At 69.0% G+C, this 10,697-nt stretch carries 14 protein-coding genes; 8 read left to right on the top strand and 6 right to left on the bottom strand.

Annotated features, from left to right (window positions below; all coding sequences use genetic code 11):
* On the top strand, positions 1-255 hold a 255-nt coding region (locus tag AC5Y3P_RS20685), incomplete at its 5' end, for a class I SAM-dependent methyltransferase (protein WP_500047807.1).
* A gap of 88 nt (positions 256-343) precedes the next feature.
* Here the strand turns inward: AC5Y3P_RS20685 and AC5Y3P_RS20680 are convergent.
* Both AC5Y3P_RS20680 and AC5Y3P_RS20675 read right to left on the bottom strand, forming a co-directional pair.
* Positions 344-1,198 (bottom strand): polyphosphate kinase 2 family protein, encoded by an 855-nt coding sequence (locus AC5Y3P_RS20680; RefSeq protein ID WP_500047806.1) that lies wholly within the window; start codon positions 1,196-1,198, stop codon positions 344-346.
* Positions 1,199-1,413: 215 nt separating this feature from the next.
* Positions 1,414-2,127, bottom strand: a complete 714-nt coding sequence (locus AC5Y3P_RS20675; protein ID WP_500047805.1) for a TetR/AcrR family transcriptional regulator — start codon at positions 2,125-2,127, stop codon at positions 1,414-1,416.
* A gap of 107 nt (positions 2,128-2,234) precedes the next feature.
* On the opposite strand from AC5Y3P_RS20675, the gene AC5Y3P_RS20670 reads away from it, so the two are divergent.
* From AC5Y3P_RS20670 to deoC, 6 genes are all read left to right on the top strand, one after another.
* Positions 2,235-3,635: a DUF445 domain-containing protein gene (locus AC5Y3P_RS20670; RefSeq protein ID WP_500047804.1), complete on the top strand. Its 1,401-nt coding sequence runs from the start codon at positions 2,235-2,237 to the stop codon at positions 3,633-3,635.
* A 121-nt stretch (positions 3,636-3,756) separates the two neighbouring features.
* Positions 3,757-4,173, top strand: coding sequence for a helix-turn-helix domain-containing protein (locus AC5Y3P_RS20665; protein ID WP_500047803.1), 417 nt, complete (start codon positions 3,757-3,759; stop codon positions 4,171-4,173).
* Between the two features lie 56 nt (positions 4,174-4,229).
* On the top strand, positions 4,230-4,928 hold the full coding sequence (locus AC5Y3P_RS20660) for a heparin-binding hemagglutinin (protein WP_500047802.1): 699 nt from the start codon (positions 4,230-4,232) through the stop codon (positions 4,926-4,928).
* 99 nt (positions 4,929-5,027) lie between these two features.
* A complete protein-coding gene (locus tag AC5Y3P_RS20655) occupies positions 5,028-5,309 on the top strand; it encodes a DUF2516 family protein (RefSeq protein ID WP_500047813.1) in 282 nt (93 codons plus the stop codon).
* Between the two features lie 3 nt (positions 5,310-5,312).
* Positions 5,313-5,729, top strand: a complete 417-nt coding sequence (locus AC5Y3P_RS20650) for a DUF2599 domain-containing protein (protein WP_500047801.1) — start codon at positions 5,313-5,315, stop codon at positions 5,727-5,729.
* Positions 5,729-6,406: a deoxyribose-phosphate aldolase gene (deoC, locus tag AC5Y3P_RS20645; protein ID WP_500047800.1), complete on the top strand. Its 678-nt coding sequence runs from the start codon at positions 5,729-5,731 to the stop codon at positions 6,404-6,406. Before AC5Y3P_RS20650 ends, deoC begins: the two co-directional genes overlap by 1 nt.
* A 17-nt stretch (positions 6,407-6,423) precedes the next feature.
* Here the strand turns inward: deoC and AC5Y3P_RS20640 are convergent, their stop codons facing one another.
* From AC5Y3P_RS20640 to AC5Y3P_RS20625, 4 genes are read right to left on the bottom strand one after another with little or no spacing between them, the layout of a single operon-like run.
* Positions 6,424-7,443 (bottom strand): LmeA family phospholipid-binding protein, encoded by a 1,020-nt coding sequence (locus AC5Y3P_RS20640; protein ID WP_500047799.1) that lies wholly within the window; start codon positions 7,441-7,443, stop codon positions 6,424-6,426.
* Between the two features lie 15 nt (positions 7,444-7,458).
* On the bottom strand, positions 7,459-8,256 hold the full coding sequence (locus tag AC5Y3P_RS20635) for a carbon-nitrogen hydrolase family protein (RefSeq protein WP_500047798.1): 798 nt from the start codon (positions 8,254-8,256) through the stop codon (positions 7,459-7,461).
* A 30-nt stretch (positions 8,257-8,286) separates the two neighbouring features.
* Positions 8,287-9,072, bottom strand: a complete 786-nt coding sequence (locus tag AC5Y3P_RS20630) for a class I SAM-dependent methyltransferase (protein ID WP_500047797.1) — start codon at positions 9,070-9,072, stop codon at positions 8,287-8,289.
* Between the two features lie 18 nt (positions 9,073-9,090).
* Entirely contained in the window at positions 9,091-9,603 is a 513-nt protein-coding gene (locus AC5Y3P_RS20625; RefSeq protein WP_500047796.1) for a DUF2505 domain-containing protein, read from the bottom strand.
* A gap of 26 nt (positions 9,604-9,629) precedes the next feature.
* Here AC5Y3P_RS20625 and AC5Y3P_RS20620 point away from each other — a divergent pair, with 26 nt between their 5' ends.
* Positions 9,630-10,691, top strand: coding sequence for a UDP-N-acetylmuramate dehydrogenase (locus tag AC5Y3P_RS20620; protein WP_500047795.1), 1,062 nt, complete (start codon positions 9,630-9,632; stop codon positions 10,689-10,691).
* The last annotated feature ends 6 nt before the right edge of the window (positions 10,692-10,697 follow it).

Raw genomic sequence — 10,697 nt, 5'->3', positions numbered from 1 at the left:
CAGCTGCCCGCCGTCGAGGACATCGAAAAGCTCGCCGCCGATTCCGGGTTCACCCTGGAACGCACCCACCTGCTGCAACCGCACTACGCGCGCACCCTGGACCTGTGGGCCGAGAACCTGCAAGCCAACCGCGACCAGGCCATCGCGATCCAGTCCGAAGAGGTCTACAACCGCTACATGCACTACCTCACCGGCTGTGCGGACTTCTTCAAACGCGGCATCACCAACGTCGGCCAATTCACCCTGGTCAAATAACCGACCGCCGCAACCCGCCACGCGCCGGGTTGCAGCCGCAGGCCCGTCTTCGTCCGCTCACCTGACCCGGGGCTCGTCCCAATCAGGATCAGGCTTCGGCGAGGCGGGCCTTTTCGGCTTCGACGTCGAAGTCGGCCGGCGGCCACTGCAGGTCGAGCCCCTTGAGCGCCTCGATCAGCAGTTCGGTGACCGCCAGCCGGCTGTACCACTTCTTGTCGCACGGGATCACGTGCCACGGCGCGTAATCGGTCGAGGTCTTCTCCAACATCGCCTGATAGGCCTCTTGGTAGGCCGGCCACAGCGCTCGCTCGTCCAGATCGCCGGGGTTGTGCTTCCAGTACTTGTCCGGTCGCTCCAGACGTTCGGCCAGCCGACCCTTCTGCTCCTCGAGCGAGATGAACATCGCGACTTTCACGATGGTCATGCCGCCGTCGACCAGTTCACGTTCGAAGGCGTTGATCTCGTCGTAGCGTTGCCCCCACACGTCCGGCGGGACCAGGTTGTGCACCCGCACCACCAGCACGTCCTCGTAGTGGGACCGGTCGAAGACCGCGATCTGCCCGCCGGTCGGCAGCGCTTTGCGGATCCGCCACAGGTAGTGGTGGGCCAGCTCCTCTTCGGTGGGTTTGCCGAACCCGGTGTACTGGATGCCCATCGGGCTGCCGGCGCCGACCACGTGCCGGACGATCCCGCCCTTGCCTGCGGTGTCCATACCCTGCAGCACCAGTAGCACCGAGCGGTGGTCGCCCTTGCGGCCGTTGGCGTACAGCATCTCCTGCAACTCGGCGAACCGCTCGTTGCGCTCGGCCTGGATCTGGGGGGCGTCGTCCTTCTCACCGTCGAAGCCGGGACTGGAGTTGGTGTCCAGCTCGGAGATCGAATGGCCGGGCTGAAATCGAAGTTTCTCGTGCGGGCGATGGGTCCACAGTGACGGCAGCGACATAGTGCGCGACCCTACCGGGATGTGCTGGGCTACTCCCTGCGTGAACCGTTAATTGTGTACGCATTTCCCGAGTAGATGCGTTAACAATTCACGGTTCACGCGGGGGCGCGGCTGCTGTGGGGGCGGCCCGGCGGTTCACGTGCGGGCGCGGCTGCTGTGGGGGCGGCCCTGTGGTTCACGTGCGGGCGCGGCTGCTGTGGCCGACGGCAACCGGGTTAGGTGTGCGTTTCGCTGTCGGGCAACTCCGGCTGTGGATGCGGCTGGGTCCGGAAGGTCTCCAACGAGCCACCGACCTCGACGATGCCGCACAGCGCGCTCCAGGCCAGCATGGTCAGGTAATCGATCAGCTCATCGGAATCCATCCGCCGATGCGACATCCAGGAGTGCGTGGCCAACTGCACCCCGCCGACGATCATGTACGCCCACGGCTCGACACCCTTGGTGCTCATCCCGGCCCGTTGCATGCGGCGACGGAACATCACGGCCAGCATGCCGGCGATGATCCGTTCGCTGTCAGCGATCACTTTGCTTTTGCTGGCCGAGCTGTTGGCGAACACGAACGGGTAGATCTCCGGCTCGGCGGCCACGGTCTCGACATAGACCCGGATGATCTCTCGGGTCAGGTCGTAGCCGTCCAGATCGGAGGACAGCGCGGCGGCCATGTTGGGGATCAGCGTGGTCTGCGCGAAGCGCATCATCACGGCTGTGGTGAGGTCGTTCTTGTCGACGAAGTATCGGTACAGCACGGTCTTCGAGACACCGATCTCAGCAGCTATTTCGTCCATGCTGACGTCTCGGCCGCGGCGCCGGATGGCGTCCAGGGTGCCGTCGACCAACTCGTTGCGTCGCTCCACCTTGTGCTGGTGCCAGCGCCGCTTCCGACCGTCGACCTTGGGTACGGAGGGCTGCGAATTTTGACTGACCGTCACCGAATTCCGTTCGCTAGTTACAGATAAATCATACGGGTCGGATCGAGGTTGTCGCGGCGACGGTCACAGTAACTGGCGCGGCGGTCCGCGACCGGTTTGCCACCGGGATGGCGGATGATGAAGGAGTGGTAGCTCCCCCAGGTGGCCAGACCCCGCCCGGCGCCCCCGTGCGCCCGCCGTCGCAAGTGAGTCTGACCCACACGCCGTCGCTTGCCGAGCGGACGGCCTCACTTGCCCAATCCTTTGCCGGAGCCGACGCCGCCGCCGACGCCGAGCGGCGCCGGTCACTGCGCCGGATGAAACTCGTGGCGCTCAGTTTCCTGGTGGCAGCCACGGTGATCTTCCTGGTCTGCACCTGGGCGCAGAAGACCGCCGACGCGCCGGCCTGGGTGGGCTACGTGCGGGCCGCGGCCGAGGCCGGCATGGTCGGCGCGCTGGCCGACTGGTTCGCCGTCACCGCGCTGTTCAAGCACCCGCTCGGCATCCCGATCCCGCACACCGCGATCATCCGGCGCAAGAAGGACCAGCTCGGGCAGGGACTGGGCACCTTCGTGCGGGAGAACTTCCTGTCCGCCGACGTGGTCGAGACCAAGCTGCGCGACGCCGAGATCCCGGGCCGGTTGGGCAAATGGCTGTGCGAGCCGCGCAACGCCGACCGGGTGGCCGGTGAGGCGGCCACCGTGCTGCGGGTGGTGGTGGAACTGCTCAACGACGAGGACCTGCAGCAGGTGATCGACAAGATGATCGTGCGGCGGGTCGCCGAACCACAGTGGGGTCCGCCGGTGGGCCGGGTGTTGGCGCAGCTGCTGGCCGAGCACCGGCAGGAGGCGCTGATCCAGCTGCTGGCCGACCGGGCCTTTCAGTGGGCGCTGAACGCCGGGGACACCATCGAACGCGTCGTCACCCGGGACTCGCCGAGTTGGTCGCCGCGGTTCGTCGACCAACTGGTCGGCGACCGGATCCACCGCGAGCTGATGGACTTCACCGACAAGGTGCGGCGCAACCCGCACCACGAGCTGCGCCAGTCGGCCACCCGGTTCCTGTTCGAGTTCGCCGACGACCTGCAGCGTGACCCGGCCACCATCGCCAAGGCCGAGAACGTCAAGGAACAGCTGATGGCCCGCGACGAGGTGGCCCGGGCCGCCGAAACCGCATGGAAGACACTCAAGCGCCTGGTGCTCGACGGCGTCGACGACCCCGACTCGGCGCTGCGCACCCGGATCTCCGATTCGGTGGTGACGATCGGGGAGTCGCTGCGCGACGACGGTGAACTGCGCGACAAGGTCGAGGAGTGGCTGGTGCGCGGCGCCCAGCACCTGGTGGGTCAGTACGGCGTGGAGATCACCTCGATCATCACCGAGACCATCGAGCGGTGGGACGCCGACGACGCCAGTCGGCGCATCGAACTGCATGTCGGACGAGATCTGCAGTTCATCCGGATCAATGGCACCGTGGTGGGCGCGCTGGCCGGTCTGGTCATCTACACAGTGGCGCAAATCATATTCTGAACTGCGCTAACAAGTGCTTGCAATTGTTAGCACTGCCGCGTAGTGTGAATTTTGGCGTCGTCGGGCACCCCTGAGACGTCCGATGGGGAGCCCGAATCAACACCGCGGAAAGGGGACAGCCATGTCGCAGGACGAGAACCTGGCGACCGTTGTCAGCACCGCCGCATCCGACATCGGCAGCTTCATCCGGGCCCAGCGCGAGGCTGCGCAGGTCTCGGTGCGGCAGCTCGCCGAGAAGGCTGGTGTCAGCAATCCCTACCTGAGCCAGATCGAGCGTGGGCTGCGCAAGCCGTCCGCCGAGGTGCTCAACCAGATCGCCAAGGCGTTGCGGGTGTCGGCCGAAGTGCTCTACGTCCGTGCCGGAATCCTCGAACCCGGTGAAACCAGCGCGGTGCGGGACGCCCTCGTCACCGACACCGCGATCACCGAACGGCAGCGGCAGGTCTTGCTCGACATCTATGCCACGTTCGTTCAGCAGAACGAAGCAGCAACCTCGACCTCCGAGGACGCTGCGGGTGAGGAGTCGACATCTGACTGACATCCCGCACCCGTTTACCCACTAGCCAACAGAACCCCCCATGAAAGGAAGTCACCATGGCCGAGAACCAGACTGTGGAAGAACTCAAGGCCCCGCTGTTCGCCGCGATCGGCGCCGCCGATCTCGCCCTGGCTACCGTCAACGAGATCGTCGCCACCCTGCGTGAGCGTGCCGAAGAGGCCCGTACCGACGCCACCTCCCGTGCCGAGGAAGGTCGCGCCAAGTTCACCGAGCGAGTCGATGAGAGCCGCGCCAAGCTGAACGAGCGCGTCGACGAGGCCCGCGAGCGGCTCACCAAGCTGCAGGAGGACCTGCCCAAGGACCTCAACGACCTGCGCGACAAGCTGTCCAGCGAGGAGCTGCGCAAGCTGGCCGAGAGCTACGCCGAGCAGGCTCAGGCCACCTACAACAAGCTGGTCGAGCGCGGCGAGGCCGCCCTGGAGCGGCTGCGCACCCAGCCGGCCCTGGAAGGTGCCACCGACCGCGCCGAGGGCTACGTCGAGCAGGCCGTCGAGCTGACCCAGGAAGCTCTGGGCAGCGTGGCCAGCCAGACCCGCGCCGTCGGTGAGCGCGCCGCCAAGCTGGTCGGTGTCGACATCCCCAAGCGGGTCGACGAGGCCGTGCTGGACGCCGAGGTGGCCGTGGAGAACGTCGCCAAGAAGGCGCCCGCCAAGAAGGCTCCGGCCAAGAAGGCTCCGGCTGCCAAGAAGGCCCCGGCCAAGAAGGCTCCGGCCAAGAAGGTCACCCAGAAGTAGGTTCGCAACACAGTTCGGCAGTGGGCCGCCCGGTCATCGGGCGGCCCACAGTCGACTGTAGGGCTGGTTCCCGCATACCCTGGCTGGGTGCTCGTGCTCATCCCCAACCTCATGGCCTACATCCTGTTGGTCGTCACCGCCGCTGCGGGCATTGCCGTCCTGTACGCGTTCGTGCACGCCGCACTGCAGCGGGCCGACGCCTACCCGGCTGCCGACAAGCTGACCAAGCCGGTCTGGCTGGCGATCCTGGGTCTGTCACTACTGTTGCTGTTGGTGCTGTGGGGACACATCATCGCGGCCGCGATCTGCGCCGGCGCGGCCGGCGTGTACCTGGTCGACGTCCGGCCGAAACTGCTCGAAGTTCAGGGAAAGTCGCGCTGAGCGATGTTGCGTTGGGGTGTGGCCGCCGCGGCGGCCGGGTTGGCGCTGTTGAGTTCGGCACCCGCGGCCGCCGAGCCCGAGCCGCAGCCGGTCGAGCCGGTGTTCGTCGAACGCACCCAGTGGGTGCACTGGGGCGGTCTGTCCAGCCTGCGGGTCTATCCCACGGCGACCGGACGTGCCGAGGCCGCTCGGTTGGGCAGCGTGGCGCAAGCCGAACAGGCCTGGGCCGAGGTGCTGATCGCTGCCCCCGACGCCGACCTGCCCGGTATGCGTGAACAGTTCATCTGCCACTGGGAGTGGGCCGAGCTGGTCGAGCCGGGCAAGACGAGCTGGAACCTGGAACCCTGGCGGCCGCTCGTGGACGGCGCCACCATGCTCACCGCCGGCTGTAATCCCGGCGGCACCGAGGAGCCCTTCTGATGAGCTGGACGCGTGCGCGGGTTGCCGCGCTGATCGACCACACCCTGCTCAAACCGGAAGCCACCGCCGACGATGTGCGCGCGCTGGTGGCCGAGGCCGCCGAGCTGGGTGTCGGCGCGGTGTGCGTGTCCCCGCCGTTGGTCGCCGCCGCGGCGGCGGTCGCGCCCGACGGGCTGACCGTGGCCACCGTGGCCGGCTTCCCGTCCGGTAAGCACCTACCGGCGGTCAAGGCGCAGGAGGCCGCACTCGCGGTCGCCGATGGCGCCCGCGAGGTGGACCTGGTGATCGACGTCGGGACGGCACTGGCCGGTGATTTCACCGCGGTGCGCGACGAGGTCGCCGCCGTCCGCGCCGCAGTGCCGGACGCGCAGCTCAAGGTGATCCTGGAGTCGGCCGCGCTACTGGCGCTCGGCGGCCCGGACATCCTGGTCGCCACGTGTCAGGCGGCAGGTGATGCCGGCGCGGACTACGTCAAGACCTCCACCGGATTCCACCCGGCCGGCGGGGCCTCGGTGGTCGCGGTCACCGCGCTGGCCGACGCCGTCGGCGGACGGCTCGGGATCAAGGCCAGCGGCGGCATCCGCACCGCGGAAGATGCGGTGGCGCTGCTGGACGCCGGCGCCACCCGGCTCGGGTTGTCCGGTTCGCGCACGGTGCTCGACGGTCTGCCCGACTGAGTCGGGCAGACCTCAGCTCACAGCCCCTGGAAGCAGGGGTTGCTGCCGCTGGACGGGATGGTTGCGTCCTGCGTCGAGAACTGGCTCACCACACCGCTTTCGGTGACCTGCACGCTGTCGGCTTTGATGCCCAGCGGGTAGCCCTTGGTCAGCCGGTCGGTGAAGGCATCCAGCGCCGGCTGGACGGTCTCCCGGGGCAGGATGAAACCCAGCCCGGTCAGCTCGGTGACCTCGAGTGCCAGCCCGCCGTCGGAGACCACCGGCTTGACCGTCACACCGCCCAACCCGGCGTCGAACGAGATGGTGCCGTCCGACGGGTTGGTCTGCACCCCGGAGACCACGCCGCCGAACACCGGGATGGCGTCCTGCACGGTCGTCTTGATGCCCTCGGTGGTCCAGTCGATGCGCGCCACCAGCGAGCCCAGCGTGCCGCGTGAGTCGCCGGTGTCCTCCAACCGGACATCCTCGATGTCCAGGTCCACGGTCATGCCCTGGGCCTCGCGGATGTTGTTACCCGCGGTGCGTACCGAGATGTCGCTGTAGTGGTCGGTGAGGTGCTGCCACAGCACCGGCGGGGTCACCCCGAACGAGACCTCGACGTCGTCCTCGACGACGCACTTGGCGATGCCAGCCACGATGCTGTTGGCCTTGTTGCGGGCATACAGTTCGGTGCCGAGCAGGCCCGCGATCGCCAGCGCGACCACGATGACCAGCACCAAAGCGATCGACATGGGGTCGCGGAACCAGCGCCGGACCTTCGCCTCGGTGCCCGGAGCCGGCGGCGGCGGCCCGCCGTTCGGTGGGGGCGGCGGCGGCGGAGCAGATCCGGACGGTGGCGGCGGCGCCGACGCGGCCGGCACCGCCACGGTCGGCGACTCGGACCCACCGCGGCCGGCATCGGACGGCGCCGGGTTGGGGAGTTCGATCCGCTCGGTGGGTCGGGCTTCAGCGCCCGGCGCGTTGTGCAGTCGCTCGGTGGGTTGGTTCTGCTGAGGTGGGCGCGACCAGGGGTCAGTGCCCTGTGGCGGATTCGTCACTCTGCTGATTCTGCCCTATCGGCCGAAGCTCTCGATGCGGCGGTTGCGCAGCACCGCCAAGCTGTCCCGGGCCGCGGTGACCTGATCGAGGTCCAGGTCGCAGATCAGCAGTTCCGGATCGGCACCCGCCGCGGCCAGGACGTCGCCGTACGGGGAGGCCAGCAGGCTGCCGCCGACGCCGGTCGGTCCGACCGCGGCCACCTCGTCGCCCGGGTAGGCCTGATCGACGGCCACCACGAACCCGGCGGTGTCCAACGCCCGGGCCCGGGCCAGCAATGTCCACTGGTCGAGCTTGCCCGGTCCCGAACCCCAGGAGGCGCTGGCCGTGAGCACCGTCGCGCCGCGGCCGGCCAACTCGACGTAGAGCTCGGGGAAACGGATGTCATAGCACGTGGTCAGTCCGACGCTGACGCCGTCGACCTCGATCAGGACCGGGGCGTGCCCGGGCGCGACGGTCTTGGATTCGGCGAACCCGAACGCGTCGTAGAGGTGGATCTTGTCGTAGCGGGCCTCCACGCCCGCGCCGGTGGCCAGCAGCGTGTTGGTCACCCGCCCGTCGCCGGCCGGGCAGAACATCCCGACCACGACGGTCAATCCGGCGCGTTCGGCGATACCGCGCACCGCGTCGGCCCAGGCACCGTCGATCGGTTCGGCGACCTTGCGCAGCGACACCCCGAACCGGCACATGGTGGCCTCGGGGAAGACCACCAGCGCGGCGCCGCGGTCGGCGGCGCGCTGCGCCTGCTCGGCCACCAACTCCAGGTTGGCGGCCGGGTCGATGCCGCTGCGGATCTGAGCCAGCGCGAGGCGCATGCGGTTCAGGGTACGTGGACCGCGCGCGGGTCAGCGCGGAGCCACCGCCTGCCACGGCACGGTCAGCACCGCATCGCGCAGTCGCCGGCGCTGTGGGGCCACCGGCACACCGGCGTGGTGCAGCACGGTCAGCATCGCGCGCCAGCGCACCCGCGGGCCGAACACGCCTTGCCCCGACACCGTGGCCCAGGCCCGGTCCGCGGCCAGCAGCAGCTCGTGGATGGGTTGACCCGAAACATTGTGGTGGATCAGCACTTTCGGTAACCGCTCGGCCAAATCCGAAGGTCGTTCGATGTGCGCCGGGTCGCAGGCCAGGGTCAAGCTGACCGGTCCGGTCTGGTCCAACAACACCCAGGCGCACCGCCGGCCCAGCTCATCGCAGGTGCCGTCGATGATCAAACCGCCGTCGGCCAGGCCGGCGCGCAGGGTCGCCCACGCGGTCGGCACCTGCTCGACCGGATACTGCCGCAGCACGTTGAACGCTCGGATCAGCACCGGGTGCAGACCGGCGAGCTCGAACCCGCCGTGCGCGAACCGGACCCCGGCTTGGCTGGCCGATTGCGCGGATTCCACCCGGGCACGGTCGATTTCGAGTCCGACCAGTTCGACGTCGGCGCGCAGCGTGCGCAACCGGCCGGCCAACTCCAAGGTGGTCACCGGCAGCGCGCCGTAACCCAGGTCGACCACCAGCGGGTCGGCGGCCGATCCCAGCAGGGTGCGCACCTGCGGTGCATGCATCAGCCAGCGGTCGGCGCGGCGCAACCGGTTGTGTCCGGTGGTGCCGCGCGTGACCGAACCCAGCGGTCGCTGATCCATGCGAGTAGGAACCGGACCCTAGTGGTTGCCGGCCAGCCAGGCTGCGGTGAACCGCTGCTCGGCGATCATCACGTCACTGAGGTATCCGCCGATGATCGATTCGATCTTGCCGCCCACCAACGGAATCGCCACTTCCACCGCGGCGCGCAGCTGCAACTTGGAGCGGCCCGGGGTATCACCCGGAGCCAATGTTGCGTCACCGACGACGTTCACCGGCGCATTCGGGATGCTGGCATCGAGTTTGGCCGCGGTCTGCCCGGCGCTGACCGGACCCCACATCTCCCGGCGCTCGATCTCGAGGTCGCCGCGGTGAAACTGGGTGACCAGCCCGGGCAACCGTTCCCGCACCAGGACCGTGGTGGTGACCACCACGATGCTGCCGTCGGCGCCCACCTCCAGGGCATCCAGCGTGGCCGCGTCGGCCCCGGATGCGGCCAGCCGGTCCCGCCAGTACTGCTGGTCGCCGAACGCCCGGTGCACCGAGGCGACAGTGCCCTGGTAGTCGACCGCGACGTCGAATGAACGCGACATGGCTAGTGAGGCTACCGTTAGCGGCCGTGACCGGTTCGCGATTTGCGGGCGCCGTGGTTTCCGAGCAGGAGCCGCTGGCACCGCTGACCACCCTGCGCGTGGGACCCGTTGCGCGCCGGGTCGTCTGGTGTGTGCGCACCGAGCAGATCATCGCTGCGCTGGCCGAACTGCGCGCCGAGCAGCCGCTGTTGCTGGCCGGTGGATCCAACCTGGTGATCGCCGACGATCTGACCGATCTGAGCGTGCTGCACATCGGCACCACCGGCGTCGTCGTCGAGGGCAACCGGGTACGCGCCGAAGCCGGTGCGGTGTGGGACGACGTGGTGGCCACCGCGGTGGCGGCCGGACTGGGCGGGCTGGAATGCCTGTCCGGGATACCGGGCTCGGCCGGCGCCACCCCGGTACAGAACGTGGGCGCCTACGGCGCCGAGGTGGCCGACACGCTGCGCCGGGTGCGGCTGCTGCACCGCGACACCGGGGAGGTCGGCTGGGTCGGACCGGAACGGCTGCGGTTCGGCTACCGCACCAGCGCACTCAAACACGGCCCCGAAGCCGGCAGGCAGGTGGTGCTGGAGGTGGAGTTCGAGCTCGACGAATCCGGTCGCAGCGCGCCACTGCGTTACGGCGAACTGTCCGCGGCGCTCGGCGTCGAACCCGGGCAGCGCGCCGACCCGGCCCGGGTCCGCGACGCCGTGCTGGGGCTGCGCCGCGGCAAGGCCATGGTGCTCGACGCCGAGGACCACGACACCTGGAGCGTGGGTTCGTTCTTCACCAACCCGGTGGTCGACCGGGCCGCCTTCGAGGCGCTGCAGCGGCGCAGCGCCGGACCGGTCCCGCACTATCCGGCCGGTGCTCAGATCAAACTGGCCGCTGGCTGGTTGATCGAACAGGCCGGCTTCGGCAAGGGGTTCCCCGGCCCCGACGCCCCGGCCCGGCTGTCCACCAAGCACGCGTTGGCCATCACCAACCGCGGCGCCGCCACCAGCGCCGACGTGCTGGCGCTGGCCCGCACGGTGCGCGACGGTGTGCGCGCGGCCTTCGGGGTGCAGTTGCATCCGGAACCCGTCCTGCTCGGCGCCGCGCTGTAACGCGGC

Source organism: Mycobacterium sp. NGS45 (genome assembly GCF_059812645.1).
The sequence above is the reverse complement of the archived record's forward strand: the minus strand, read 5'-3'. Positions and strand labels throughout refer to the sequence as shown.